We start from the raw sequence: 24,693 nt of genomic DNA, 5'->3' as shown, positions 1-24,693 counted from the left end.
GTGACCGGCTCCCAGCACCAGACTGATCCGCGGCCTCAGCCAGGCCAGAGAGAAAACGGCGTCACGGGCGGTACCACCGCCATTTTTCACCCCGGTACGGCGCCGCGCAGCGATACAGGGACTGATCCGAAAGTAAGACCTCTGCCGGGCCGTCGGCTGCTGCCGCGATGGGCTGGGTTAGCCGGCCTGGGCGGTGAGTTCTTCGGTTTCGGGGTCGACGGGCTCGAGGGTGACCTTGTAGCCGAGGCGTTCCAGGCTGCGGATGTGCCCGAGGGCCTGGCGCCGGGTGCCGGCGCGCTGGTCGTAGTAGCCGGGGCCGAGCTCGCGGTAACCGGCACCGGGGTCGGACAGCAGGGCGTGGGCAATGCACAGCTGGGTTCTCATGACGGCACCCCGGGCTTTCTTGGCGGGCATGCGCCGGACCAGGCGGCGGAGCTTGGCGCCGAGGAAGGTCTGGGTGCGGCCTGCGCTGACGGCGGCCTCGCCGAGGGCGGCTCCGATGTAGGGGTTTCCCTCGCCGGCCGCGCTCCCGCCTTTGCGCTTGCCCCCGGACTCCTTCACGCGGGGGGCGACGCGGGCCCAGGAGCACAGGTGCCCGGCAGTCGGGAACACGCTCATGTCGGTGCCGATCTCGCCGATTAGGTCCTGGGCGGTCTTCACGCCGTAGCGGCCAGCATTGACCTCCGTGACCCGGCGGACGCTGACCAGTGCGTTCGCGCGGGATCGGAGCATCAGTCTCTGCAGGCTGCGGACCTTCTTCAGGTCCCCGGCCTTACTTGCCGTGAAGATCCGCTGCCGCAGCCGCCGTACGTCTGCTTCAGTCCGGGACCAGTCAACCGCGTCCCAGTCTGCAGCGCCGCCCTCAGGTCCGTTCGCCGCAGCGGCGTCCAACGTGCCCATCGGTTCCGGCATCTCCGTTCACCTGATCGTCACTGGCTCACCTGGCCCACGTCAGCTCCCTTTCGGGCCGGGCAGCTGCCCGTATCCGACCGGTTATGCGGGGCCTCCGGCGGAGGTGCCGGAACGCGGCCCCGGTTTCCCGCTGCCTTTCGGCTGCCGGCGTTCGCTTCTTGGGCCATCCTTCGCCCGCTGGGGAATCCGGCTCTCCTCGCGGTCGGCCTTCCGGCGGGCTGCCCCGCCGGACCCCAACGGGGTTGCTGTGTTGCGCATGAGCAAGACGCGGCCGGGCAGGGTGCCTCCTTAATCCCGGGGGCGGTGGTGCGCTCCCGGGCGGCGACTACCCTCCGCCCGGCACCCGCCGCTCTTCCGCGGCCAGCCCCTTCGGCCCCGCTGGAACGTCCCACCTGCGGGGGTCACCTTCACGAGACGTCATCAGAGGTTCACTTGCGTTCACCCATCACCCGCGCGACGACCGGGTGCCACCGCCGGGCCGGGAAGCAGCAGCTTCCCGCCGGTCTTCTCCTCGCCCGCGCCCCCCGGGTGGAACGGGCAGCGCTTCGGCTTTTACCCTGTGCTCCGCACCCCGCGGTTACCCGCAGCGCACGCCAGGGCGGAGACGGGCCAGCGCGCACTGACCCGGGTACTGCGCCTGCGGCCTAAACCGACCTCCAGCAGCGCCTCCCACTTGAACCCATGCACCATCACATCGCACGTAATCGGACGTGGCCTCCATCCCGGCCCGCTCCACGCCCCAGACCCGCAGCCAGTCCGCCAGCTCCAGCAGCTGACGGCGAGTGGTCCCGAACTCCCGGGTCTCCTGCGCCCGGCCGCCCCTGCGGGTCTCGCTCGGCACCCGGACCGTGACCATCACCATCTGCTTGCCGATATCGATCCCGGCGGCCCGCTCGCAGAACAGCGGCTCGTCCTGAGCCTCCTCCATCGCCCTTCTCCTATCATGAGGATGCGGAAAGGTGACGGCCGCCCGCAGGAGCCGAGGGCAAGCGGAAATCTGATCCGCGGGCTCGAAGCGCCAATGCACAGCCCTCAAGACGGCTCCGGCGTTCAGGCTAAGCGACGGGGTCGCGCCCGCCACGCAGAGACGACGTCAGCGGACGGCCGCACCACCCGCATCATCCCGCCGCACCCGGGGCCCCTCAGCAACAAACCGCACAAACCCGCCAGCCCCGGCCACGGAGCGCCAGCAACGCCAGCCAGACGCAGACCCGCAGCTCCCCGGGACTTTCACGTCGACACGGCGTCCCAAGGCCACCAGAGACTAAGCGGTAGGTCCAGCGTCGGTCGGGGCACATCGGGGGCACATCAGCGCGAGATCTGCCCAGAAGCGCTGAGAACTGCCGAGATCTCATCCCCAGTTCAGACGACATGCCGAGTGCACCGTCGAGGTCAGCGACACCCAGGCACAAGACCCGGCCTACAGACCGACTCGCTCTAAGCGCTTCGGAATGAAGACCATGGCAGCGGGTAGCGACGGCGCATGGCTGATTCAGAAACCGGCACCCGCGAGGCGGAAGCCGAGCTGCGGCTTACCCGGGTGACAGCGCTCAACCACCAGGACCTCGTCGCGGTGGTGACCTACTTGCTGGCCAGGCACCCCGACACGTTCCCGCCGATGCTGGACGACGCGCTGAGCTCAGTGAGCCCGAAGCAGGGCGGCTAGCAAAGGCCCTGCGCCGTGCCGGACCAGATCGGCGAGACGACGGTGTCGATGCACCCGGGACCGCCTGTTCCGTCTCTGTTCCGGCAGATGTCGATCAGCTGCGGCAAACGACGCGAACCAACGAGTAAGTGAAATCCCAGCTCAGGCGGCATAGCCGCAGGTGGAACGAACAGCGCCGGAAGTTCGAGCTGTACTCTGACGCACGTGCTGGGCGATCCGCGGCCCCTAGGCCAAGGTTTGCCCGCCGACTCGGAGCGCTACACCACGGTGCAGCAAATCGTTAGTGCAGGCTCTGGTTGGCGGTCTCTTGTGCAACAGCGAGGCGGTTGACGCAGACGCAAGGGCCAAGACGGCATAGACCATGGCGGTCTCAGTCCCCGTTCATCGATGAATTGTGAGCTGCATTCACTGTTCCCCCATCATGGTGAGCAGGAGCACGCGCCCGGAGTCTGCTATCCGTTTCGTCGCTTGAGGTCCCCCTGCTCAGTGCGGATCTCGGCCCGGGATGCTGACCAGGTCTCGTGGCCGTTCTCGAAGCGCCTGATGACCTGCCGGTTCTTCCCCTCGGCGATGACCAGCACCTTCGGCGTCCCGGCCGCGCTCCGGTACCTGGCGGCGTCGAGCGCGTCGAGCAAACCCGCGAGCGTGCCGGGGAACACCCCGGGCGGTATCCCGGACTTGGCGCTCTCGTCGGCGTCCTCGACGACGTAGGTCTTCGCGGCGTTGGCCATGGTGGCGCCTCCCCAAGGCGGCACCCGTCCCATGATCAAGTGTGCGACAGCAATTAGATGGCCGCCCCTGCCCCGGCGCTGCATAGCCTCCATCCCATGACCTTCCTCGGATGGCCCTCGTAACTGCGGTGGCCCCCTCCCGTACTCAGGACACTACGGCGCCTGGCCTGTCCCTTCTTTCTCGCAGGCGCCGAATCCCGGTGAGCAGATACGGTACTGGCGGGCGCTTCACCCCAGCTGATCGACAAGGCCACCAAGATCCTGTCCGACCTGGGAGTCCAGGTTCGGACCAACGCCACGATCGCTGCCGCGACCGATGACGGCTTCCAGCTCGCCGACGGCCCGCTGGTGACTGGCGGCGTGTTCGTGTGGGCAGGCGGGGTGAAAGCACCCGAGCTGGTGGCCGAATCGGAACTGCCGACCGGCCACAACGGCCGTGTCAAGGTCGACCAGTACCTGCGCGTGCTCGATCACCCGGAGATCTACGTCGCCGGCGACCTCGCCTCGGTCGTGGACCCGCGCACAGGCCACGTGCTGCCCCCGCTGGCGGCAGTGGCGCTGGCAGAGGGCGAGACGGTGGCCCGCAACCTGGACGCAGAGCTGAATGACCAGCCGCTGAAACCGTTTAGACGGTGCTGGTGCTGTCGCTGGTCTCGGCGCTGTGGCTCGTCGCCGCCGTGTACTTCCTCGGTGACATCTCTGCCCACTTCAACCCGGCCACGACGCTGGCGTTCGCGCTGCGGAAGGACATGGACTGGGCGATGGCCGCGGCCTACTGGATCGTCCAGTTCGCCGCTGCGATCTGCGGATCACTGCTGGCCCGTGGCTTCTTCGGCCCGGCCGGGAACCTCGCCGCCACGATGCCCAAGCCCGGCTTGTCCTGGCAGGCGGCGGGGTTCGAGGCGATCATCACCTTCGGCCTCGTGCTGATGGTGCTCAACATGGCCAACGGGCCGAAGCTCAACGGCCCGTTCGTGGGGCTGGCCGTCGGCGCCTACATCATGGCCTGGGGCACCATGGGCGGCCCGTTCGACGGCGCCTCGATGAATCCCGCCCGCAGCTTCGGGCCCGACGTCGCGATCGGGAGCCTGTCCACCTGGTGGGTGTACCTGATCGGGCCGGTGGCCGGCGCGGTCATCGCGGTCGGCGTGGCATACGTGCTGCGCGGCCCGGCCAAGGTCGGCGAGGCCGCCGCCGCCGAGGGCACGCCGCTAGACCGGCCCACCTGAGCTCATGCCCTATCCCGCGATGGCGAAAGCGCCGGACCATACGTAAGTTCAGGGAGCCTGCGGACTCCCTGAACTTACTCCGGCGTTTGCGGCCTCTGACGTTTCCACGTTCGTCGGGCCGTGGAGTGATTTCTCGCTACCTCATGTGGCTGGCCGGATCAGCATGTTGCCCCGGTGCTGCGGGCCCGTAGTCGATGTCGGCTCCGTTGGTGCCGCTCATGATGACCGCGGTGGGAGCGTCGAAGGGATCCATGATCGATTCGATGAAGATCATGCTGTCGTTCGGCGCGCTGAGGGCCTTCTCCAGGTCGGCTACAGTCTTGACGACGAACGATCGCGCGGTGGTGTCCCGCCGGAACACCTTCGGCAGATCCGCGTAGGACCAGTCCGCGACGTCGTTGAAGCGCGAGGTCTTGCCAAGCCAGCAGCGCTCGATGGTATATCCGCGGTTCCTGCCCTGGCGACCTTCACGACGCCAGCCATTTCGCCGCATGCTGCGCATCGGAAGCTTGCGGCGGTTGCCTGCCCGATCCGCTCACCGAACCGGGTGATTCCTGTTACGGCCATGCCAGATCCTCTCTGCTATGGCCCCCGGTCCGATGAGGGTAATCCCGCAAGCGTGCGGTCGGCAGAGGAAGCGGTAGACGAGCTTGAGGGCGGATACCCAGTGCCAGTGTCAGGGCCAGCCTGATGAAGCCGCGTCACTTCGCGCGCAACGCGCGCTCAACGAGGTCAACGGTTCGATTCCGTTAGGGGGCTCCAGTTCAGAGGCGACAATTCGAACGCCTCGGAAGTCCTCGGGAACCAAGAGAGTCCCGGTTCTGGCCAGCCGTCTACCGTCGCGTGCATCATGGTCTCCGGCACGCTCTTGTTTTGGGAGCCTGTAGCCGAACCCGCTGATGGCCTTGTGCACTGAGGCGATTGCGCTGGCGCCTTCGCCGGTAGCCGCGGCGACGCGTTTCATCGAGCCGGAGCGGACGTCGCCGACGGCGAACACCCCGGGAACGTTGGTCTCAAACGGAAGCGGCGTTCGCCCCAGGTCAGCCCAGGCCGGTCCCAGGTCAGCGTTGTTCAGCTGGACATCGGTCCGGATGAAGCCGTTATCCACGGTGGCGATCCCGGTCAGCCAGCTGGTGGCCGGCTCGGCGCCAATAAAGCAGAACAGGCCCGCGCACGGCTGGGCCCGGGTGGTATTGGCGGCGCGGTCGGTGATGCTGATCTCCTCGAGGAAGTCGGCGCCGTCTAGCCGGGTGACCTCGCTGCGGCAGCGCACTGTTACCCGCGGATGCACGAGCAGCCGGTCGACGAGGTAAGCGGACATCTCGGCCGCGATGTCGGAGCCGCGGACCACGAGCGATACGTCACTTCCCCGTCCGGCCAGGTAAAGCGCGGCCTGACCGGCGGAGTTCGCTCCGCCGATAACCGTGACCGGGCTACCGACGCACCCGCGGGCTTCCAGTTCGGTGGCCGCATAGTAGATCCCGGCTCCCTCGAAGTCGGGCCAGCGCTCCAGCGGCAGCGCGCGGTAGCGAGCGCCAGTCGCGATGACGACGGCCTTGCTGTCAAGGAAGTCACCTTCGGGCAGGTGCAGCCGTACCCGGCCGCCGTTCCGGTCGGTGTCGAGTTTGACCGCCTGGCAAGGGCTGGCCAGCTGGGCGCCGAACTTCAGCGCCTGCAGGACGGCGCGGCCGGTTAGGTCGGCGCCGGACAGGCCGAACGGGAACCCGAGGTAGTTCTCGATCCGGGAACTGGCCGCGGCCTGCCCGCCCGTGCCCACGGCGTCGAGCAGGACCGTGTCCAGGCCTTCCGACGCGCCGTAGACGGCGGCCGCGAGTCCAGCCGGGCCGGCGCCGACCATGGTCACATCGACGGGCTTCTTGGAGGAGCGATGGTAGGTGAGGTTCAGCTGCTGGCCCAGCGTGCCCGGGGTGGCCCGTTTCAGCGTGGCGCCGGGCATCACCACGGCGGGCAGGTCATCCTCGGTTAGCCCGGAGGACCCCATCAGCGCCTCGCCCGCCGGGCTGTCGGCATCGAGCCACACGTGGATCAGACGCTGGCGGGCTGCGTAGGTGCGCAGCGCTAGGCCTGCGGCCGACCTCGGGTTGCCGACGATCTCCACGGCCCGCGCGCCGGCGCTACGCTGCAGCAGCTCGCGGCGCGCGATCAGCGCCCTGAAGATGATGTCCGAGAGCTCGCCGTCGTTGGCCATGAGCTCGCGCAGGCGCTCCGGGGTGACCCGGTAGACCGTGCCTGCCTCTCGGACCAGGCACAGGAGGTAGACGTTCTGCCCGGTCAACAGGCTCAGTTCGCCGACGAAACCGCCGGCCCTGACCTTGGCCACAGTCCCTGCGGGTACGTCAGCGGTCTCCGTCCGGATAACGTCAACCGAACCCCGGGCAACCACGATCAGATCGACGTCCACGTCACCCGGCCTGAACAGTACGTCACCTGGGCGGGTCTCCTGCGGCGTACCGTAGTCCACGAGGCGGGCGAACAGCTCATCACCTAGCTGCGGCGAAGCGTCTTGGCCGATACGAGCGGCCCGTCCGGCTGTACAGTTCCGTCGGCGGCGCGTCGTGAGCTCATGTCCGGCGGCGTGGCCCGGGTGCCGGTGGGTGGCAATTCATCCATCGAGCAACCTCCTCCGCCCTGACTCAGTGAGCATTCAGCAAAGCGCGGCGAGTATCGCGCTGCCTCGCGCTGGCCGTCCTGAGCTAGGTTGTGGCGTGGACGCGCGGCCGCAGACATCCGGGCCAAAGCGAGCCGTTACGCCTTGACCTTCTGCACGCCATGCACGCCGGTTTCGTCTGAGGGAGTCGCAGGAGATCTGGTTTCTGCAGGTCAGAGCCGTACGGCAGTCGGGCCTGTCGCGCTGGGTCTGGTGAAGTCTGGGGTCGTAGTCACTAGTGAAGTCACCGGCTCCCTGCCCCCGCGGCGAGGACGACCGGCCTAGGTTCGCCAGCCCTGGATATGAGGACGGGATCCTAGGCCCGCGCCGGGCCCTGATAGCCGGCCGACTCGAGCAGGTCGACCAGCCAGAACGCGGCGCGCAGGTCGCCGGCGCCGAGCCGTGGAAAGCCGGCGGCGTAGCTGCCGCAGGGCGGATCGAGGCGCCGTCGGGCGACCTGCATCAGTACGGGTTCAATGGCGAGGTCGTCGACATCGTCCGAGCCCGGTCCGCCGCCGCAGGTTCCGGCGCCTGAGAGCCGCCACATCAGGAGAGGCGCACCGATGCTTGTCGGGGACCTCGGTCTTGGTCCTGCCGCTGACCTTCATCCGGATGCGCGTCCCGGCGGGGCCGAGGCCAAGGTCGATGACTCCAGGCGACGCCTCTTGGCTCCCGAGATCAGAAGCTAAGAGACGTCGCCGCGGCGTACCGTGAACGGCTGTCTGTGCCCGATACGTGCCCAAGTTCTGGGAAAGGCCGTCACCCCAGTGCGTGTCCGCCACCAACTGCCTGAGAACTATGAGCTGGAGAGGACGGCCAGGGAGCGCGGGCCTACCGTGATGCTGTCACCGGCCCTGCGGTCACCGGCCCCGGCCGCCGATCCTGGGTCGTGTGTGTCGATTTTGGGCTGCCATACCGCGTCCGGCCTGGTCTCGGGGAGCGTAAACGCCATGGGTTCCCACCATGCGTTGACGAGGACAAGGAAGTCGTCGTCGACTAGCAAGGTGCCGTCCTCGCCCTGGTCGGGGTCATCGGATCCGTCCAGGTAGATTCCGATGGCTAGCGCGCTCGGATCCGCCCAGTCACCGCCGTTCATCGGGGTGCCATGCGGAGTGAACCATTGCAGTTCGGCGGCCTCTGCGCCGGCCAGGAACCGTCGGCGGCGGAATACCGGATGGGTGCGCCGGAATTCGATCAGTTGCTTGGTGAAGTCCAGCAGGTTCTTGTCTGCATATTCCCAGTCGACCCAGGTGATCTCGTTGTCCTGGCAGTAGGCGTTGTTGTTGCCATTCTGGGTGCGGCCCATCTCGTCGCCGCCGAGCAGCAGCGGCACCCCGAAGGACAGCATCAGCGTGGTGAGCATGGCGCGGGACTGTCGGGCGCGCAGGGCGAGGATGGCGGGATCGGTCGTGAGACCCTCGGCCCCGCAGTTCCAGGATTTGTTGTCGCTGGTTCCGTCGCGGTTGTCCTCGCCGTTGTCCTCGTTGTGCTTCTCGTTGTAGGAGACGAGGTCGCGAAGGGTGAAGCCGTCGTGGACGGTGATGAGGTTCACCGAGGACGTGGGCCGACGGCCAGCAGTCGCGTACAGGTCCGCAGAGCCGGCGAAGCGGTCGGCGAACTCGCCGATCCCTACCGGGTGACTGCGCCAGAAGTCGCGCATCGTATCCCGGTACTTGCCGTTCCACTCCCGCCATAGCGGCGGGAACCGGCCCAGGTCGTAGCTGTCCATCTGGCCGACGTCCCACGGCTCGGCGACCATTTTGGCCTGCGACGTCATGGGATCTTGCGACACCATATCGAGAAACGCCGCGACCTTGTCGTAGCCGCCCTCCTGGCGCGCGAGAGTGGGCGCCAGGTCGAACCGGAAACCGTCCACGTGCATGTCGCCGAGCCAGTAGCGCAACGAGTCCATCATCAACTCGAGCATGATCGGATCGCCCGCGTTCAGCGAGTTGCCGCAGCCGGTCGTGTCGTAGTAGTCCCGCGGGTTGCCGGGCGCCAGCCGGTAGTACGCCGCGTTGTCGATGCCGCGGAAACACAGCGTGGGACCGTCCGCGCCTGCCTCGCATGAGTGGTTGAACACCACGTCAAGGACGACTTCGAGGCCGGCCCGGTGCAGCGCGTCCACCATCGCCTTGAACTCGTCGACCTGACCGCCATCCCGACCGTCCCGCACGGCGGCCGAGTAGCCGTTGTGCGGCGCGAAGAAGCCGAGGGTGTTGTAGCCCCAGTAGTTCGTCAGCCCCCGGGCGGGCAGGAAGGACTCGGGCACGTTCTGGTGCACGGGCAGCAACTCGACCGTGGTGACGCCCAGGTCACGCAGGTGTGCGATGGCGGCCTCGTGAGCCAGCCCGCTGTAAGTGCCGCGCAGCTCAGGCGGGATGTCGGGATGCCGCATGGTGAAGCCCTTGACATGCACCTCGTACATCACCGTGTCCGAGTACCGGTACCTAGGCCGACTCTCGTCCTGCCAACTGAATGACGACTCCACGACCAGGCTCCGGGGCACGTACGCCGAGGAGTCGAGAGTGCTCGGGGCATTCGGGTCTGCCGCGTCGTGGCCGAGCACCTCGGGCCCGAATGAGACCGTGCCGCGAACAGCCCGCGCGTATGGGTCGAGGAGCAGCTTGGCCGGGTTGCAGCGCTTGCCCCGCGCCGGGTCCCAGGGGCCGCTGACCCGGTACCCGTATGCCTGGCCTGGTCCGACGCCTGGCACGAACGCATGCCAGGTGTCGGCGTCGTTGTCTCGCAGCGGTATCTGCGTCTCCGCACCTGCCTCATCGAACAGGCACAAGGTGACGCCCTCGGCGACCTCCGAGGCCAGCGCGAAGTTGGTGCCTACCTTGCCGAAGCGCTCGCCGGGAGTGGCACCGAGGGGATGCGGCGTGCCGGGCATAGCGGCCGCGGACCTCATGTCGGGCTGTGCGAAGGCGTCCGGAGCCAGACGGGCGCCGGGAATGTGAACGGTGGTTTGCTGACTGGTCACTGCCGCGCCTCCTGAGCGATGATCCGCCGGACGACGTCCCCAACGGCTTCGACCTCACCGTGCCTGCGCCGGATCAGGTCGGCGACCACCCCGGTCCAGCCGGTCTGGTGGAAGGCGCCGATCGCCGCGCCATTGTCGCCATGGAAGTACTCACTGAAGATCAGGTTGTCGTGCCATGCGGGGTCGGTCTGCATGACCTCGGTCCCGCCGAAACAGGCACGCTTGCCGTCCTTGTCTTGTGTGAAGATCGAGATCAGCCGGTCTGCCAGGTCGGCCGCGACCATGCCCAGGCTCAGGTGCTGACCGGACCCCGTCGGGTACTCGACCGTGTAGTCGTCCCCGTAGAACCGGTGGTAGCGCTCGAGCACGCTTACCATCAGGAAGTTCAGCGGGAACCAGACCGGCCCGCGCCAGTTGGAGTTGCCGCCGAACATCGGGGTGGTGGATTCCGCTGGCTCGTAGTCGATGGTTGCCGTGATGCCCTCGACCTGGAGCACATAGGGATGCTCGCGATGGTAGGCGGACAGCGCTCGCAGCCCGTGCGGGGACAGAAATTCCTGCTCATCGAACAGCTTGGCCAACAGCCGCTCCAGCCGGTCCGGACCGCAGAGGCTGAGCAGCAGCCGGTGCTCGCCGGACTCACCGCGCAGCAGGCCGCGCTGGCTCAGCTTCTCCCGGTCGGTCATCTCGTGCCTGATCAGGAAGTCAGCGAAGTGCTTGCCGACCGCCATCGAATGGCGCAGGTCGTCCTCGGTGATGACGGCCGCCGCTAGCGCGGGGATCATGCCCACCATCGACCGGGTCCTGACTGGCACGGCCGGCCCGCTCGGTGTCTTGAGCCGGTCGTAGTAGAGCCCGTCTTGCTCGTCCCACAGCCCGAGGTTGTCGAGCGCGTCGGCGATCGCGGCGAAGTGCTCGAGGAACTTCAGCGCCAGATCCTGCGCGGGCCGCTGGCCGGAGTGGTTGAGGATGACGGCCATCGCGCCCATGGCGACCGCGTAGAAGCCCATCCACCCGGTGGCGTCGGACTGCTCGAGGACCCCGCCGACCGGCAGGTGCGAACGGTCGATCGGGCCGATGTTGTCGAGGCCGAGGAAGCCGCCCTCGAACAGGTTGTTTCCCTCGGCGTCTTGCCTGTTGATCCACCAGGTGAAGTTGACGAGCAGCTTGTCGAAAATCCGGCTGATGAAGTTGATGTCGCGCCCGCCGTCGATCGCGAACACCTCGAGCGCCGCCCACGCCTGGACGGGCGGGTTGACGTCGCCGAAGTCCCACTCGTAAGCAGGCAATGCTCCATTCGGGTTCTGGAACCACTCGCGGCACAGCAGGATCAGCTGGTACTTCGCGAAGGCCGGGTCCACGTGCGCGAGCGCCACGCAGTGGAAGCCCATGTCCCACGCGGCGAACCAGGGGTACTCCCACTTGTCGGGCATCGACATGATGTCGAAGGCACTGAAGTTGCGCCAGCGGGAGTTGCGCCCGCTCAGTCGCTGGTCCGGTGGCCTGGGCTCGGTCGGGTCGCCGTCCAGCCAGCGGCTGACATTGTAGTAGTAGAGCTGCTTGCTCCACAGCATCCCGCCGAACGCCTGCCGCATCACCATCGCCTCGTCCGCGGTGGCGCTGGCGGGCGTCAGTTCGCTGTAGAACTCGTCCGCTTCGGCCTTGCGGTCCGCGAGCACCTGATCGTAGGCGGGGCCGAACGCGTCTGTGGTCTGCGCCGGCCGCAGCCGCAAGCGCAGCACGCGTGTCTCGCCGGGCGGGACAGTAATCTTGTACCAGAAGGCGCACTTGGTGCCGGTGCGGTCCGGGTTGACGGTGTCCGCGCCGTCGACGACGTGGTCGTTGATGCCGTCCTTGGGATACGGCGTGATCGGTTCCGATCCGTACAGCCGCTGGTGGTTCGTCTCGTTCTCGCAGAACAGGAGCGTCGGCGGGACGCCGTCCGGGCCGTCCTCGGCGAGCAGTTCGAGCTGACCCAGGAACGGGTGCTCGATCTCGACGGAGATGTCGCTCGTCGCCGCCATCGACGGCTTGGCGCTTCCTGGCTCCCACGACCATGTGTCCCGGAACCAGGCGGTCGGCAGCACGTGCAGCGTCTCGGCATCCGGTCCCGCGTTGGTCACCGAGATCTTCATCAAAACGTCGTGGGCATCGGCCTTGGCGTAGTGCACCTCGGTGATCCAGTAGCGGTTGTCTTCGAACGCCCCGGTGTCCAGGAGCTCGTACTCCGGCTGGTACCTGTTGCGCGCGCCGTTGGTGTCGATCAGGTCCTGGTAGGGGAACGCGCCCTGCGGATAGTGGTAACGCCAGCGGTTCCACGCGTGGCTCGGGATCGCGTCTAGATACCACCAGTACTCCTTGACGTCCTCGCCGTGATTGCCCTGCGTGCCGGTCAGCCCGAAGGCCCGCTCCTTCAGGATCGGATCGCGCCCGTTCCAGAGCGCGAGGCCCAGGCACAGCCGCTGCTCGACGTCGCAGAACCCGGCCAGCCCCTCCTCGCCCCACCGGTAGGTGTACGACCTCGCCTCGTCGTGCGTTATGCAGTCCCATGCGTCGCCGCTGGCGCTGTAGTCCTCGCGTACCGTTCCCCACTGCCGCTCACTGACATACGGTCCCCACGTGTACCACTGACTGGCCTGGCGCAGCCCTTCCTCTAGCTTGCCGAACCCCGCGACCCGCTCACTTTCCGCCCCCATCGAAGCCCCCGTCTTATGCTAGACCCGTACTTGTCGCGAGCCCGTGTGACTCGCCCAAGCCAGCGTCAACCAGACGAGGTACCGAGGGCATCACCCGTGGCGAGCGATATCGCGGAAGCTATGCCGAGTTGGTACGCGAGTACGTTGATCGCACGGCGATCAAGAGTGGGGAGCAGAACGGCTGCAGACTGAGGTCAACCGGGCAACGACTGCCACCCGGGTGGCCGGTCCAGGGCGTCGGGCTGGCCCGGGCGCGATGCGCACCGGGCCCTTTGCCGCTCGTGCATCGGTTAGCGGCGAGTACCAGACACGGCGCTTACAGGTCGCGTTCGTAGACGTACATCACGCCACCGTCTCCTCCTGCCCTGTTGGTGAAGCCGAGGGTCTCATACAGCCGGCGGGCGGCAACGTCTGGCTCGTCGACACCAATGTCCATGGTGTCCGCGCCCAGGCCGCGGGCCTCGTGTAGGACCGCCTCCATGAGCGCCCGCCCTAGCCCCCGCCCCCGCCGGTCGGGCGTGACGTACAACTCGGCTAGATAGCACTCCAGGCCGGCGCTCCAGATCGCCGCGCGGAATCGGAGCACGGCCAGCCCAGCGGGTCCCGCTAGGCCGTCGTCGGCGAGCAGGACGACGGTGTCGTCGCCGTCGAGGAGCAGCCGCATCCGTTCCGCTAGCGCCGACGGTGCGGGCGTGGGCTCATCGAATTCCCGGTTGAAGGCATAGAGCAACCGTCCGATCGCGTCAGCGTCGTCACGGCTTGCAACCCGAACGTTGTGCGTCATGAATCCTCCTGTTGCGGTTCCGGTCTACGTAGGTGACGGGGCCGCTTGGAGGTCCACGGGCGCGGTTGCGGGGGCTAGGTCAACATCGCACCTAACAAGAGTAACGAGGAAGCACCGGGCCGGGATTAAGAGTCGTAGGTAACCCAGATGCCGTCGGTGCCGCATGACACCTCGATGTCACCGCTGGGGGGGAGCGAAGGAAGCGGACGGGAAAGCTAGCGAAGCGTCGAAGGACGCATGGCCGCCGGTATCTGTCACTGCTATCGCGCCGGCAGAGTTTGTGTCGCTGGTCGCCGCCCCCGCATCGGAATGGGCGGTGCAGCCGTAGTCCACTATGGAGTTCGCGGGGAAATTGGTGACCACGAAGTGCACGTAGTTGCATGTGGCCGCGGGGCTGGCGCATCCCGGAGGGGTAGGTGAACCGGTCGGCGGTGACGGCCTTGGACGTGCCCGCCTTAGCCACCACCCTGACGTTGACGGCGCCCGCCGGGTGACCAGGCGCGGTGGCCTCGAGCTTGGTGCCCGATAGCACCTTGAGCGACTTTCCGGCGGACGACCCGAAGGTGACCTTGGTGACCTTGGTGAAATACCTGCCCGTGACCGTGACCCGCACGCCGCCGGCGACCGGGCTCGATGTCAGGCTGAGCTTGCTGACCACGGGCCAGGGCGCGGCGGCAGGCACAGCCGCTGGGGGTGCCGCGACGGACACCGCCGCCGTAGCTGCCAAGAGGCTGGTCACGACCGTCACGACCGCCGTGCCAAGCGGGACGAACCGGCTAAGCCTCATTCAAAACCCCACTTCAGCACCCCGAGAAGACGCAGACGCCGGGGCATTAGCTAGGCATTCGCCGCTGGTCAAATGCTAGTCAAAGCGAGCTATGTCGAATCAAACCGAATCGCTATCGCTTCCGTTGATACAGGTGATGCCTCCAGGAGACGTCCGGGCGTCAACAATGACCACTCGAACGTCAGGAGACGTGACTCTATGAGCACTGTCGCTTTGGTCACCTGGATGGCCACCGTTCTCGTTGGCCTTGTGCTGCTCATCATCTGGCTGATGGAGTACGACCGCGACTTCCAGACCGGGACCGCGACCCGCCTGCCAGTGCCGGTGATCTCCACGCACGCCCTGCTGGGCGTCGGCGGCCTGCTGGTGTGGGCCTTCTATCTAGTGACGGACGAAGAGCGGCTCGCCCAGGTGAGCGTCATCGACCTGGGCGTCGTCGCTACCCTCGGGCTGATCATGGCGGTGCGCTGGCTTTCGGTCTACCGCCAGTACTCCAAGCCGGGCTTGATGCAGACCAGGCTGGTCAGCGTCCCGCCGGAACGGCACTTCCCGCGTCCGGTCATCCTCATCCACGGGCTGCTTGCCTTCGCCACCATCGGCATCGTCGTGTTCACGGTGTTCTTCACCGAGAGCTGACCGGCCGCGCCTGCTGGTCAGTGTCCCGACGTGTGGATAACCTGTGAGCAACTTGTTGCGTGTATGTGGATATAACCCATTTTGCAGGGATTGCGAGGCGGACAGCCAGGTCAGCCCTGTGGACAACCGCTTGTGGCGCAACCTTCTTGCCGATCGGGTACCCTTACGTAGTCAGTTCCTTGGCGGAGTAGCTCAGTCGGCAGAGCAAGCGGCTCATAATCGCTGTGTCACCGGTTCAAGTCCGGTCTCCGCTACTCGGCGGGGGAGTGTGGTCACCGGCCTTCGGGCGGTTTCCCGGCTGCCTCGCAGCTTTTACTCTGGGGGACGACCCCCCAGACCCCCCGGATGTCGGGCTCCGCCCGACGATGGGGTGGGGTCCGGTAACCTTGATCGTCCAGACTCTTTCCGTGTAGTAGAAAGGCACTCCATCGTGGCTGCCACCGATGTCCGGCCGAAGATCACGCTGGCTTGCCAGGAGTGCAAGCACCGCAACTACATCACCAAGAAGAACCGGCGCAACGACCCGGATCGTCTTGAGCTGAAGAAGTACTGCCCGAACTGCCGCTGCCACCAGCCCCACCGCGAGACCCGCTAGTCCTGGCGGGGCAGCGGGCGTGGCCCTGAACCCTGCCTTCGCCGGCCGGGTCTTCGGGCCCGGCGAGCCGTACGAGGTCAGCCGGGTCAAGATCGCTGATTTCGCCGACGCGATCGGCGAGCAGAGCGAGCTGTGCCGCAGCCGGGAGGCGGCGGTCAAGGCGGGCTATCCCGACGTAATCGCTCCGCCGACCTTCGCGGTCGTCATCAGCATGGCCTCGTCGGGTGAGGTGAACGCCGATCCGGAGCTCGGGCTGGATTACTCCATGGTCGTGCACTCCGATCAGAGCTTCAGCTACTCCCGCCCGCTGCACGCAGGCGATGTCGTGGTCGCCACTACGACGGTCGACTCGATCAAGTCCGTCGGGTCGATGTCGATACTCGTCACGTCCACCGAGATTGTTACGGTGGACGGCGAGCACGTCTGCACCGCGAGGTCAACGCTCGTTGAGCGAGGGGCGGAATGACCGGCGTCAGCTATGACAGCGTCGAGAAGGGCACCGCGCTGCCCCAGCGCTCGTACCGGGTGACGCGCCTCGACCTGGTCAAGTACGCGGGCGCCTCCGGCGACTTCAACGTCATTCACTGGAACGAGCGCATCGCCCGTTCCGTCGGGCTGCCGACCGTGATCGCGCACGGCATGTACACCATGGCGCAGGCCGGCAAGCTCCTCACCGAGTGGGCGGGCGACCCCGGTGCGGTCACCGATTTCGGCGTGCGTTTCTCCGCCATGGTCCCCGTCCCCGACGACGATGCGGGCGCGACCATCGAAATCAGCGGCAAGGTCCTCGACAAGCTCGAGGGCAACCAGGTGACGGTCGACATCGTGGCCAGGGCCGACGGCGCGAAGGTGCTGACCCGCGCCCGCGCCACCGTCCGCCTCCCGTGACTGCCATGTCGCGGGCGGATGACCGCCCGAACCCCCCGGTGGTCCTTTCTGACTACACCACGCTTGGCCTCGGCGGCCCCGCGAAGACCTTCGTCTCCGCGTCGCTCGACGACACGCTGACCGCCGCGGTCCGGTCCGCCGACGCGGCGCGGGAGCCGGTGCTTGTCATCGGCGGCGGCTCCAACCTCGTCATCGCCGACGCCGGCTTCGACGGCACCGTGATCCACGTGAACACCCGGGGCGTGAGCTACGCGCCGGTGCGGGACGCCGCGGACAGCGTCGATGTGACCGTCGCGGCGGGCGAGGACTGGGACGACGTGGTTGCCGCCACGATCGCCGAGGGACTCGCCGGTCTCGAGTGCCTGTCCGGCATCCCCGGCCGCGTTGGCGGCACCCCGGTGCAGAACGTCGGCGCCTACGGGCATGAGGTGGCCGAGGTCATCACGCAGGTGCGGGTGTATGACCGGCAGGAAGGCCAAATCCGGATCATCCCGAACGAGTTCTGCACCTTCGCCTACCGCACCAGTCTCTTCAAGAGCGGCCGGCCAGAATCCCTGATCTCCTGGCCCGACGGGCCTTCGGGCCAGATCCCGCCGCAGCCCAGGCACGTGGTGCTCGATGTGACGTTCCGGCTCGCGCGGCAGTCGCTGTCCACGCCGGTCAAGTACGCGGAGCTGGCGGCCGAGCTCGGCGTCGCGATGGGGGAGCAGGCGGGGGCGGACGAGGTGCGTTCCGCGGTGCTCAAGATCCGCGCCCGTAAGGGCATGGTGCTCAACCCCGGCGACCCGGATACCCGCAGCGCGGGCTCCTTCTTCACCAACCCGGTGATCTCGGCCGGGGAGTTCGCCAGGGTCGAAACCGCCGCGGCGGCCCTCGGCGCGGGCCCGGTGCCGCGCTTCGCCGCAGGCGACGGCTTCGTCAAGGTGCCGGCGGCCTGGCTCATCGAGCACTCCGGCTTCGCCAAGGGCTACGGCGCCCCGGCGTCGGCGCGCGTCTCGTCCAAGCACACCCTCGCCCTGATCAACGCGGGCGACGCGACCACGGCGGACCTAGTTGCCCTGGCCCGCGAGATCGTATCCGGCGTCCGCGCCGCCTATGGCGTCACGCTCACCCCTGAGCCGATCCTGATCGGCGTCGCGCTATAACCACTGCGGGCTATTTACAGCGACGCCCAGCTCGTGTACCACCTGAATTGGCCCTGTCATAAGGCTAGGGCTATCAGGGGGGAGGATCGGCATGGTAAGCGTGCGCGTTCCCGCGTTCCTGCCGAGCAGGAACGGATTGCATTTCCCGAATAGCTGGCCGTCTGAGCCGAACTATACCCTCAACATTCTCGGGCAAAATGTGACAGTCGGCAACGCCAGTATGGGGCTTTGCGGTGGTATGGCGTACACCGTCAACGACCTGTACCAGGCTAGGCAGCTGCCGCCAGCCACGACGGTGAATCCGGCCGAAGGCACGCCGCTCTTCAATTACATCGTCGCGCGCCTCACCAACAGCTTCGACGTGCCCGACGTCACCCACTACCTGAACTGGATCCAGCTACCGGACGGCGACGAGCTGTTCGAGCACGGCCTCGCCTGGCACGAGATCAACGAGGAGTGGCCAGCGATTAAGCGGGATCTCGACTCCGGCGTACCGTCCGCGCTCGGGCTCGTGGCGGGCCATCAGCCGCCCGTCGTCGGGTTCTTGACGGGGATAGGGAACCTCAGCAGCTGCCATCAGGTCCTCGCGTGGGGATATGACCTCAACGGCAGCAACCTGACGCTGCATATCTACGATCCCGATAACCCAGGCGACAACAATACGATCGCCCTGAACATCGGCAATCCGTCGCATCCGGCGCCGCTTACCGTGTCCAACTGGCCGCCCGGGCGCTTCCGTGGCTTCTTCCGCACCAATTACCAGTTCCACGATCCGCGCAAGCCGGTATCTGGTGCGTTCATCGAAACCGTGGTCACCAGCCCCGGTATTACCACCGGCGGCCCGATCGCGGGCCTGCCGGCCCCGGTTCACCCTTAACCGCGGCGTTGATCGCGGAGACTTTTATCCTGGCGGAACTTTTCTCCCGGATCGGGGAGGAAAGTTCCGCTGTAATGCGAAGTTCCGTGATCTGATCATCCCCGGCAGACGTGGCACGCGTGACTGGTGGGGCATGCGGTCTATCCGGCCAGCCAGGCGTCGATGGCGGACAGCAGGCGAGTCCGGGTCTCCGGCGGCGCGGCGGAGCAGCGGACGGACATCCGGGCAAGCTCGGCCAGTTCGGCCGGCGAGAAGCCGTGCACGTCCCTGGCGATCTGGTACTGCCTGACCAGGCGGCGGCCGAACAGCAGCGGGTCGTCGGCGCCGAGCGCCACGGGGACGCCCGCCCCGAACAGCCGCCTGACGGGCACGGCCGCCTCGTCGGGCGCGACGCCGAGCGAAACGTTGGAGGACGGGCAGACCTCGCAGGCGACCGATTGCGCGGCAAGGCGGTCGACGAGCAGCGGATCCTCCGCCGAGCGGACGCCGTGACCGAGCCGGCTCGCGTGCAGCACGTCGAGGGCCGCGGTGACGCTCGCGGGACCCACGAGTTCGCCGGCGTGCGGTACGAGAAGCAGCCCAGCGCGTTCGGCGATGCGGAAGGCCGGCGCGAAGTCGGCGGCGGGGCCGCGCCGCTCGTCGTTGGACAGCCCGAACCCGGTCACGCCCTGGCCGGCGAACTGCGTGGCGAGCCGGGCCAGCGTCCGCGCGTCCATCGGGTGCCTGGTCCTGTTGGCCGCGATGATGATGCCGATGCCGATGTCCGCGGCACGGGCCGCCTTGGCCGCGGCGTCGAGCAGCAGCTCGGTGAAGGCGGTGATGCCGCCGTACATCGAGGCGAATCCTGACGGGTCTGCCTGCAGCTCGAGCCAGCCTGACCCCTCGGCCCGCTCGTCCTCGGCGATCTCCCTGACGAGCCGGCACAGGTCGTCGGGGGTGCGCAGCACCGATCTCGCCGTGTCGTAGAGGCGCTGGAAACGGAACCAGCCCCGTTCGTCGGCGGTGGACAGTTGCGGCGGCCATTCCTCGGTCAGCGCCGCGGGCAGCGACACTCCGTGCGTCTGGGCAAGCTCGACCATCGTCGAGTGGCGCATGGCGCCGGTCAGATGCAGGTGAAGATGAGCCTTAGGGAGTTCGGCCAGATCATGCGCCATAGTCGATTATCGCAGGGGGGACGACCCCGCGGGCCCCGATAGCGGGGGCCCGCGGGAGCCCTGAGCTACTTCGCGTCCGCGAGGAGCTTGGCGATCCTGGTCACGCCCTCTTCGAGGTCGGCGTCGCCGAGCGCGTAGGACATGCGGAAGTACCCGTCGGTGCCGAACGCCTCACCGGGTACCACCGCGACCTCGGCCTCGTCGAGGATGATGCTGGCCAGCTCGGACGAGGTCTGCGGCCGCTTGCCCGCGACCTCCTTCCCAAGCACGCCCTTGACGCTCGGGTAAGCGTAGAACGCGCCGAGCGGCTCGGGGCACACCACGCCCGGGATGTCGTTGAGCAGCCGCACGATGGTCTTGCGGCGGCGGTCGAACGCGGCCCGCATCTCAGCCACGGCAGACAGGTCGCCGGACACCGCGGCGAGGGCCGCGACCTGGGACACGTTAGCCACGTTTGAGGTAGCGTGCGACTGGAGGTTGGTCGCGGCCTTGATGACGTCCTTCGGGCCGATCATCCAGCCGACCCGCCAGCCGGTCATTGCGTACGTCTTCGCCACGCCGTTAAGCACGACGGTGCGGTCCGCGATCTCCGGCGCCTGGACCGGGATCGAGGAAAACTTGGCGTCGCCATAGATGAGGTGCTCGTAGATCTCGTCGGTGACAACCCAGATGCCCTTGGCCGCGGCCCATTCGCCGATCGCCTTTACCTGCTCCGGCGGGTAGACCGCGCCGGTCGGGTTGGAGGGCGAGACGAACACCAGCAGCTTGGTGCGGTCAGTGACGGCAGCGTCGAGCTGTTCGACGGAGGCCAGGTACCCGGTGGACTCGTCGGTAGGCACCGTCACCGTCACGCCGCCGGCCAGCGCGATCGCCTCGGGGTAGGTGGTCCAGTACGGGGCGGGCAGCAGCGCCTCGTCGCCCTCGTCGAGCAGCGCGGCGAACGTCTGGTACACGGCCTGCTTGCCGCCGTTGGTGACGAGCACCTGGTCGGCCGTGACCGCGTAGCCGGAGTCGCGCAAGGTCTTCGCGGCGATGGCCGACCGCAGCTCGGGCAGGCCGGCGGCGGGCGTGTACTTGTGCATCTTGGGGTCGGCGGCAGCGCGCTGCGCCGCCTCGACGATGTAGGAAGGAGTCGGGAAGTCGGGCTCGCCGGCGCCGAACCCGATGACCGGCCGTCCGGCCGCCTTCAGCGCCTTGGCTTTCGCATCAACGGCCAGGGTCGCCGATTCGGAGATGGCGGACACGCGGGCCGATATTCTCGTGGTTGGCATGCTTCCATGGTGTCACCTCCGGTCTGGCGCCTACCAACTGGTTTGCAACTTGCGCCTTCGGTTCGACGCAGGAGCGGGTTCGGCATAGACTCTGGGGGTTGCACCCGAAGGGCAGTAGCTCAATTGGTAGAGTTCCGGTCTCCAAAACCGGCGGTTGGGGGTTCGAGTCCCTCCTGCCCTGCAAGTGCGGACAAGCTGGACCGCGCGGTCCTGCCCTTCCGTGCGTGATTTATCCGTTTAGCGCTGCAATAGGTGAGGACATGGCGACCCAGACGCGAGGCCAGAGCGCGGAGCGCCGGAGCGGGTCCGGGGCTGCTGCCAAGCAGGACCGGACTTCGCCCGCCCTGTTCCTCCGGCAGGTGGTGGCGGAACTCCGGAAGGTGATCTGGCCGACCCGCAATGAGCTGGTGACCTATACGGCTGTGGCCCTGGCGTTCATCATCTTCATGACCGTCATCGTCACGAGCCTGGACTACGGGTTCACCAAGCTGTTCTTCTGGGTCTTCGGCTAGCGCCGTACCGGGACGGCGGCGTAATTCGCGCCACGTGCACCTAGCGTGGCACGATGATCACTGGGGCCCCTTGCTTGGCATGCTGCCGGGCGGGCGCTGGCCCAAGCGAGAATACTGAGGAGTGAGTGACCGTGCCCGAGTCCCAACTGCACAGCGATGTCGATGCGGCGGCCGGGGCAGTGGAAGGGGAGGCTGCCGAGATGATCGACGAGACTTCCGGTTTCGCTGACGATCCCGCTGACGAGCAGCTCGCCGCTGATGAGGCGGACGACGCCGCGGCAGAGGTCGCGGACACTGGGGTTGACGACGCTGGCGAGCCCGAGCAGCTTGACCCTGTCGCCGAGTTCACTCGCGAACTGCGCATGATGCCGGGCGACTGGTACGTGGTGCACTCGTACGCCGGATACGAGAACCGGGTGAAGACGAACCTGGAGAGCCGTATCACGTCGCTCAACATGGAGGATTTCATCTTCCAGATCGAGGTGCCCACTCACCAGGTGACCGAGATCAAGAGCGGCAAGAAGCAGACGGTCAACGAGAAGGTGCTCCCTGGTTACATCCTGGTCAGGATGGACCTCACCGACGAATCGTGGGCCGTGGTCAGGAACACGCCTGGCGTCACCGGATTCGTGGGCCTGTCGAGCAAGCCCTCGCCGCTGCCGCTTGGCGAGGTGGCCTCGCTGCTCGCTCCCGCGCCCGCCGAGGGCAGCCCGGCCGCCCAGGCGGCGGCCGCCAAGAAGACGTCTCCGGAGTACGAGGTCGGCGAGTCGGTTACCGTTATGGACGGGCCATTCGCGACGCTCCCGGCGACCGTGAACGAGGTCAACTCGGTCACGCAGAAGCTCAAGGTGCTCGTGTCGATCTTCGGCCGTGAGACGCCTGTCGAGCTGTCGTTCGACCAGGTCTCCAAGATCTGAGAGGAAAGTTAGGCACAATGCCGCCAAGAAGGAAGAAGATCAGCGCCGTCGTCAAGGTGCAGCTGCCCGCTGGCGCGGCCACCCCGGCGCCGCCGGTCGGTACCGCCCTCGGTCCGCACGGCGTCAACATCATGGATTTCGTGCGGCAGTACAACGCCGCCACGGAAGCCCAGCGTGGCAACATCATCCCGGTCGAGATCACGATCTTCGAAGACCGGTCGTTCACGTTCATCACCAAGACGCCGCCCGCGCCCGAGCTGATCAAGAAGGCCGCAGGCGTCGACAAGGGCAGCAAGGAGCCGCACAAGACCAAGGTCGGCACGCTGACCTCGGCGCAGCTCCGGCAGATCGCCGAGACGAAGATGCCCGACCTCAACGCGAACGACATTGAGGCCGCGAAGAAGATCATCGCCGGCACTGCCCGTTCGATGGGCATCAAGGTCGAGGGATAAGAGAAACGGTTGCGGGCGAGAGTCCGCGGCAACCGTTCCTCATAGAGTCTTTCAAAGCAGCAAGTGGCAGGGCCTCGCGCTGGGTCCCGATGACCACGACCTCCACGTCAGGAGTGCACTATGAAGCGCAGTAAGGCGTACCAGAACGCCGACCAGAAGATCGACCACGACAGCCTGTACAGCCCGGGCGACGCGGTCGAGCTGGCCAAGAACACGATCGTGACGAAGTTCGACCCGACCGTCGAGGTGAACCTCCGGCTAGGCGTCGACCCCCGCAAGCAGGACCAGATGGTCCGCGGCACCGTCAACCTGCCGAACGGCACGGGCAAGACCGCCCGGGTGCTCGTGTTCGCCACCGGTGACCGTGCCGAGGCCGCGCGTGCGGCCGGGGCCGACTTCGTGGGCTCCGATGACCTGATCGAGCAGATCCAGGGCGGGTTCCTCGACTTCGACGCGGTGGTCGCCACCCCGGACCTGATGGGCAAGGTCGGCCGCCTCGGCCGGGTGCTCGGTCCGCGCGGCCTCATGCCGAACCCGAAGACCGGCACCGTCACCCCGGACGTGGCCAAGGCCGTGACCGACATCAAGGGCGGCAAGATCGAGTTCCGCGTCGACCGGCACGGCAACCTTCACTTCATCATCGGCAAGGCCTCCTTCGGCAAGAACGCGCTGCTCGAGAACTACGCGGCCGCGATCGACGAGGTGGTCAGGCTCAAGCCTGCCGCCGCCAAGGGCCGTTACCTGAAGAAGATCACCTTCACCACGACCATGGGCCCGGGCATCCCGGTCGACCCGAACAAGACCCGCGGCTTCCTCGACGAAGAGGCTACGGTCGCGTAAGGCTCGTGACTTCGCAGCGGCGGCGTCCCGTACGGGGCGCCGCCGCTGTCGTATATAGTGGACTCTGCCGAAGACCGCTGGATGCCAGTTCGCTGGCCGAAGGTTCCGTACGGACATCCCGCGCAGGTGACCATGTAAGCCTCAAATCCCAGTTAAGCGCGAGACCCCCGCTGCGGGTCAGCTGACTAGGGTCTGTCGCCCCGTGTGCATCTGCGCCCGGGGCGTTTGTCGTCTTCGGGCACACTCCCGTCGCCCTCGGGCGACACCGGGGGGTACGGGGGTCGACCCCCTGGAAGATAACTGCGACACATGGGAAGGAGGCTCATGGCAAACGCCGAGAAGACAGCCGTGATCGAAGAGCTCGCGAGCAAGTTCCAGAACTCGAGCGGCGCTGTTCTCACCGAGTACCGCGGCCTCACGGTCGCCCAGCTCAAGGAGCTGCGCGGCGCTCTGCGGGGCAACGCGACGTTCAACGTCACGAAGAACACCCTCGCGAAGGTCGCGGCGACGCAGGCCGGCGTGGGCGACGAGGTCGCGTCACTGCTGGTCGGGCCGTCCGCGATCGCGTTCGTCGACGGGGATGTCGCCCAGGCCGCCAAGGGCCTGCTGGACTTCGCCAAGGCGAACCCGCTGCTCGTCATCAAGGGCGGCGTGCTCGATGGCAAGGCGCTCACCGCGGCCGAGATCGGCAAGCTCGCCGACCTGGAGCCGCGCGAGGTGCTGCTCGCCAAGCTGGCCGGCGCCATGAAGGCGTCGATGGCCGGCGCGGCAGCGACGTTCAACGCGCTGCCCACGCAGATGGCGCTGCTCGCAGACGCGCTGCGCGCAAAGCTCGAGGCTGGCGCGCCGGCTGTGGCTGAGGACACAGCGGCGGCTCCGGCAGCGGAAGACACGCCTGCTGACGACACGCAGGCCGAGACTCAGGACTAAGGAAAGAAGGGAAAACG

The 24,693-nt window shown here is 67.2% G+C and carries 24 protein-coding genes, 3 tRNA genes and 2 pseudogenes; 17 read left to right on the top strand and 12 right to left on the bottom strand.

The window, feature by feature from the left end; translation table 11 throughout:
* Window positions 1-177 precede the first annotated feature (177 nt).
* Both EAS64_RS43415 and EAS64_RS08655 read right to left on the bottom strand, forming a co-directional pair.
* Window positions 178-912, bottom strand: coding sequence for a reverse transcriptase N-terminal domain-containing protein (locus EAS64_RS43415; RefSeq protein ID WP_187365768.1), 735 nt, complete (start codon window positions 910-912; stop codon window positions 178-180).
* A gap of 577 nt (window positions 913-1,489) precedes the next feature.
* A complete protein-coding gene (locus tag EAS64_RS08655; RefSeq protein ID WP_145852191.1) occupies window positions 1,490-1,840 on the bottom strand; it encodes an IS110 family transposase in 351 nt (116 codons plus the stop codon).
* Window positions 1,841-2,395: 555 nt separating this feature from the next.
* Here EAS64_RS08655 and EAS64_RS08650 point away from each other — a divergent pair.
* Entirely contained in the window at window positions 2,396-2,578 is a 183-nt protein-coding gene (locus tag EAS64_RS08650) for a hypothetical protein (RefSeq protein WP_145852189.1), read from the top strand.
* 452 nt (window positions 2,579-3,030) lie between these two features.
* Here EAS64_RS08650 and EAS64_RS08645 read toward each other — a convergent pair whose 3' ends face one another.
* A complete protein-coding gene (locus EAS64_RS08645; RefSeq protein ID WP_145852187.1) occupies window positions 3,031-3,309 on the bottom strand; it encodes a hypothetical protein in 279 nt (92 codons plus the stop codon).
* 216 nt (window positions 3,310-3,525) lie between these two features.
* Between EAS64_RS08645 and EAS64_RS47375 the strand changes: the two are divergent.
* Together EAS64_RS47375 and EAS64_RS08635 are read left to right on the top strand one after the other, a co-directional pair.
* Window positions 3,526-3,819, top strand: a pseudogene (locus EAS64_RS47375) (FAD-dependent oxidoreductase); the annotation flags it as partial.
* A 122-nt stretch (window positions 3,820-3,941) separates the two neighbouring features.
* Complete coding sequence (locus tag EAS64_RS08635) at window positions 3,942-4,538, top strand: MIP/aquaporin family protein (protein WP_145852185.1); 597 nt, start codon at window positions 3,942-3,944, stop codon at window positions 4,536-4,538.
* A 136-nt stretch (window positions 4,539-4,674) separates the two neighbouring features.
* Here EAS64_RS08635 and EAS64_RS08630 read toward each other — a convergent pair whose 3' ends face one another.
* Complete coding sequence (locus tag EAS64_RS08630) at window positions 4,675-5,040, bottom strand: thiamine pyrophosphate-dependent enzyme (protein ID WP_222849085.1); 366 nt, start codon at window positions 5,038-5,040, stop codon at window positions 4,675-4,677.
* Window positions 5,041-5,217: 177 nt separating this feature from the next.
* On the opposite strand from EAS64_RS08630, the gene EAS64_RS43110 reads away from it, so the two are divergent.
* Window positions 5,218-5,300: transfer RNA gene (locus EAS64_RS43110), tRNA-OTHER, on the top strand.
* 229 nt (window positions 5,301-5,529) lie between these two features.
* Here EAS64_RS43110 and EAS64_RS47370 read toward each other — a convergent pair.
* The 6 genes and pseudogenes from EAS64_RS47370 to EAS64_RS47365 all read right to left on the bottom strand — a co-directional run.
* A pseudogene (locus EAS64_RS47370) lies at window positions 5,530-7,020 on the bottom strand (FAD-dependent oxidoreductase); the annotation flags it as partial.
* 502 nt (window positions 7,021-7,522) lie between these two features.
* Window positions 7,523-7,753 carry a hypothetical protein gene (locus tag EAS64_RS08620; RefSeq protein ID WP_145852179.1) on the bottom strand — a complete coding sequence of 77 codons (231 nt, stop codon included), beginning with the start codon at window positions 7,751-7,753 and terminating at the stop codon, window positions 7,523-7,525.
* A 249-nt stretch (window positions 7,754-8,002) separates the two neighbouring features.
* A complete protein-coding gene (glgX, locus tag EAS64_RS08615) occupies window positions 8,003-10,192 on the bottom strand; it encodes a glycogen debranching protein GlgX (protein WP_246115567.1) in 2,190 nt (729 codons plus the stop codon).
* The gene (locus EAS64_RS08610; RefSeq protein ID WP_222849084.1) at window positions 10,189-12,888 is read right to left on the bottom strand and encodes an MGH1-like glycoside hydrolase domain-containing protein; all 2,700 of its coding nucleotides are present in this window, start codon (window positions 12,886-12,888) and stop codon (window positions 10,189-10,191) included. The genes glgX and EAS64_RS08610 overlap by 4 nt, the downstream gene beginning before the upstream one ends.
* Before the next feature lie 316 nt (window positions 12,889-13,204).
* Entirely contained in the window at window positions 13,205-13,672 is a 468-nt protein-coding gene (locus tag EAS64_RS08605) for a GNAT family N-acetyltransferase (RefSeq protein ID WP_145852177.1), read from the bottom strand.
* Window positions 13,673-13,763: 91 nt separating this feature from the next.
* Entirely contained in the window at window positions 13,764-14,459 is a 696-nt protein-coding gene (locus tag EAS64_RS47365) for an IPT/TIG domain-containing protein (protein WP_145852174.1), read from the bottom strand.
* Between the two features lie 198 nt (window positions 14,460-14,657).
* On the opposite strand from EAS64_RS47365, the gene EAS64_RS08595 reads away from it, so the two are divergent.
* The 7 genes from EAS64_RS08595 to EAS64_RS08565 all read left to right on the top strand — a co-directional run bounded on the left by EAS64_RS08595 (window position 14,658) and on the right by EAS64_RS08565 (window position 18,600).
* Window positions 14,658-15,095, top strand: coding sequence for a hypothetical protein (locus EAS64_RS08595; RefSeq protein ID WP_145852172.1), 438 nt, complete (start codon window positions 14,658-14,660; stop codon window positions 15,093-15,095).
* Window positions 15,096-15,276: 181 nt separating this feature from the next.
* Window positions 15,277-15,349: transfer RNA gene (locus tag EAS64_RS08590), tRNA-Met, on the top strand.
* A 176-nt stretch (window positions 15,350-15,525) separates the two neighbouring features.
* Window positions 15,526-15,690: a 50S ribosomal protein L33 gene (gene rpmG / locus EAS64_RS43410; RefSeq protein WP_187365767.1), complete on the top strand. Its 165-nt coding sequence runs from the start codon at window positions 15,526-15,528 to the stop codon at window positions 15,688-15,690.
* Window positions 15,691-15,709: 19 nt separating this feature from the next.
* Entirely contained in the window at window positions 15,710-16,156 is a 447-nt protein-coding gene (locus EAS64_RS08580; RefSeq protein ID WP_145852168.1) for a MaoC family dehydratase N-terminal domain-containing protein, read from the top strand.
* Window positions 16,153-16,578, top strand: coding sequence for a MaoC family dehydratase (locus EAS64_RS08575; protein WP_145852166.1), 426 nt, complete (start codon window positions 16,153-16,155; stop codon window positions 16,576-16,578). Before EAS64_RS08580 ends, EAS64_RS08575 begins: the two co-directional genes overlap by 4 nt.
* A 5-nt stretch (window positions 16,579-16,583) precedes the next feature.
* Window positions 16,584-17,723, top strand: a complete 1,140-nt coding sequence (locus EAS64_RS08570; RefSeq protein WP_145852164.1) for a UDP-N-acetylmuramate dehydrogenase — start codon at window positions 16,584-16,586, stop codon at window positions 17,721-17,723.
* Between the two features lie 91 nt (window positions 17,724-17,814).
* Window positions 17,815-18,600 carry a hypothetical protein gene (locus EAS64_RS08565; protein ID WP_145852163.1) on the top strand — a complete coding sequence of 262 codons (786 nt, stop codon included), beginning with the start codon at window positions 17,815-17,817 and terminating at the stop codon, window positions 18,598-18,600.
* Between the two features lie 140 nt (window positions 18,601-18,740).
* Here the strand turns inward: EAS64_RS08565 and EAS64_RS08560 are convergent, their stop codons facing one another.
* Together EAS64_RS08560 and EAS64_RS08555 are read right to left on the bottom strand one after the other, a co-directional pair.
* Window positions 18,741-19,754: an adenosine deaminase gene (locus tag EAS64_RS08560; protein ID WP_145852160.1), complete on the bottom strand. Its 1,014-nt coding sequence runs from the start codon at window positions 19,752-19,754 to the stop codon at window positions 18,741-18,743.
* 65 nt (window positions 19,755-19,819) lie between these two features.
* Window positions 19,820-21,025: a pyridoxal phosphate-dependent aminotransferase gene (locus tag EAS64_RS08555; protein ID WP_145852158.1), complete on the bottom strand. Its 1,206-nt coding sequence runs from the start codon at window positions 21,023-21,025 to the stop codon at window positions 19,820-19,822.
* Window positions 21,026-21,133: 108 nt separating this feature from the next.
* Between EAS64_RS08555 and EAS64_RS08550 the strand changes: the two genes are divergently transcribed.
* The 6 genes from EAS64_RS08550 (at window position 21,134) to rplJ (ending at window position 24,676) form a co-directional block, all read left to right on the top strand.
* Window positions 21,134-21,206 (top strand) — tRNA-Trp (locus EAS64_RS08550).
* A gap of 79 nt (window positions 21,207-21,285) precedes the next feature.
* Window positions 21,286-21,537, top strand: coding sequence for a preprotein translocase subunit SecE (gene secE / locus EAS64_RS08545; protein ID WP_145852156.1), 252 nt, complete (start codon window positions 21,286-21,288; stop codon window positions 21,535-21,537).
* Between the two features lie 131 nt (window positions 21,538-21,668).
* Window positions 21,669-22,454 (top strand): transcription termination/antitermination protein NusG, encoded by a 786-nt coding sequence (gene nusG / locus EAS64_RS08540; protein WP_439333583.1) that lies wholly within the window; start codon window positions 21,669-21,671, stop codon window positions 22,452-22,454.
* A gap of 17 nt (window positions 22,455-22,471) precedes the next feature.
* Window positions 22,472-22,906, top strand: coding sequence for a 50S ribosomal protein L11 (gene rplK / locus EAS64_RS08535; RefSeq protein ID WP_145852154.1), 435 nt, complete (start codon window positions 22,472-22,474; stop codon window positions 22,904-22,906).
* Window positions 22,907-23,026: 120 nt separating this feature from the next.
* On the top strand, window positions 23,027-23,746 hold the full coding sequence (gene rplA, locus EAS64_RS08530) for a 50S ribosomal protein L1 (protein ID WP_145852152.1): 720 nt from the start codon (window positions 23,027-23,029) through the stop codon (window positions 23,744-23,746).
* A 324-nt stretch (window positions 23,747-24,070) separates the two neighbouring features.
* Complete coding sequence (gene rplJ, locus EAS64_RS08525) at window positions 24,071-24,676, top strand: 50S ribosomal protein L10 (protein ID WP_145852151.1); 606 nt, start codon at window positions 24,071-24,073, stop codon at window positions 24,674-24,676.
* Window positions 24,677-24,693: the final 17 nt, after the last annotated feature.

Origin of the sequence: Trebonia kvetii, assembly GCF_007827045.1 — a bacterium.
GTDB lineage: Bacteria > Actinomycetota > Actinomycetes > Streptosporangiales > Streptosporangiaceae > Trebonia > Trebonia kvetii.
The sequence above is the reverse complement of the archived record's forward strand: the minus strand, read 5'-3'. Positions and strand labels throughout refer to the sequence as shown.

What these genes read in the sequence shown, in the direction of transcription:
- EAS64_RS43415 (WP_187365768.1), bottom strand. Translation starts at nt 912, where the DNA reads ATGCCGGAACCGATGGGCACGTTGGACGCCGCTGCGGCGAACGGACCT.
- EAS64_RS08655 (WP_145852191.1), bottom strand. Translation starts at nt 1,840, where the DNA reads ATGGAGGAGGCTCAGGACGAGCCGCTGTTCTGCGAGCGGGCCGCCGGG.
- EAS64_RS08650 (WP_145852189.1), top strand. Translation starts at nt 2,396, where the DNA reads ATGGCTGATTCAGAAACCGGCACCCGCGAGGCGGAAGCCGAGCTGCGG.
- EAS64_RS08645 (WP_145852187.1), bottom strand. Translation starts at nt 3,309, where the DNA reads ATGGCCAACGCCGCGAAGACCTACGTCGTCGAGGACGCCGACGAGAGC.
- EAS64_RS08630 (WP_222849085.1), bottom strand. Translation starts at nt 5,040, where the DNA reads ATGCGCAGCATGCGGCGAAATGGCTGGCGTCGTGAAGGTCGCCAGGGC.
- EAS64_RS08620 (WP_145852179.1), bottom strand. Translation starts at nt 7,753, where the DNA reads ATGTGGCGGCTCTCAGGCGCCGGAACCTGCGGCGGCGGACCGGGCTCG.
- EAS64_RS08610 (WP_222849084.1), bottom strand. Translation starts at nt 12,888, where the DNA reads ATGGGGGCGGAAAGTGAGCGGGTCGCGGGGTTCGGCAAGCTAGAGGAA.
- EAS64_RS08605 (WP_145852177.1), bottom strand. Translation starts at nt 13,672, where the DNA reads ATGACGCACAACGTTCGGGTTGCAAGCCGTGACGACGCTGACGCGATC.
- EAS64_RS47365 (WP_145852174.1), bottom strand. Translation starts at nt 14,459, where the DNA reads ATGAGGCTTAGCCGGTTCGTCCCGCTTGGCACGGCGGTCGTGACGGTC.
- EAS64_RS08595 (WP_145852172.1), top strand. Translation starts at nt 14,658, where the DNA reads ATGAGCACTGTCGCTTTGGTCACCTGGATGGCCACCGTTCTCGTTGGC.
- EAS64_RS08575 (WP_145852166.1), top strand. Translation starts at nt 16,153, where the DNA reads ATGACCGGCGTCAGCTATGACAGCGTCGAGAAGGGCACCGCGCTGCCC.
- EAS64_RS08570 (WP_145852164.1), top strand. Translation starts at nt 16,584, where the DNA reads ATGTCGCGGGCGGATGACCGCCCGAACCCCCCGGTGGTCCTTTCTGAC.
- EAS64_RS08565 (WP_145852163.1), top strand. Translation starts at nt 17,815, where the DNA reads ATGGTAAGCGTGCGCGTTCCCGCGTTCCTGCCGAGCAGGAACGGATTG.
- EAS64_RS08560 (WP_145852160.1), bottom strand. Translation starts at nt 19,754, where the DNA reads ATGGCGCATGATCTGGCCGAACTCCCTAAGGCTCATCTTCACCTGCAT.
- EAS64_RS08555 (WP_145852158.1), bottom strand. Translation starts at nt 21,025, where the DNA reads ATGCCAACCACGAGAATATCGGCCCGCGTGTCCGCCATCTCCGAATCG.
- secE (WP_145852156.1), top strand. Translation starts at nt 21,286, where the DNA reads ATGGCGACCCAGACGCGAGGCCAGAGCGCGGAGCGCCGGAGCGGGTCC.
- rplK (WP_145852154.1), top strand. Translation starts at nt 22,472, where the DNA reads ATGCCGCCAAGAAGGAAGAAGATCAGCGCCGTCGTCAAGGTGCAGCTG.
- rplA (WP_145852152.1), top strand. Translation starts at nt 23,027, where the DNA reads ATGAAGCGCAGTAAGGCGTACCAGAACGCCGACCAGAAGATCGACCAC.
- rplJ (WP_145852151.1), top strand. Translation starts at nt 24,071, where the DNA reads ATGGCAAACGCCGAGAAGACAGCCGTGATCGAAGAGCTCGCGAGCAAG.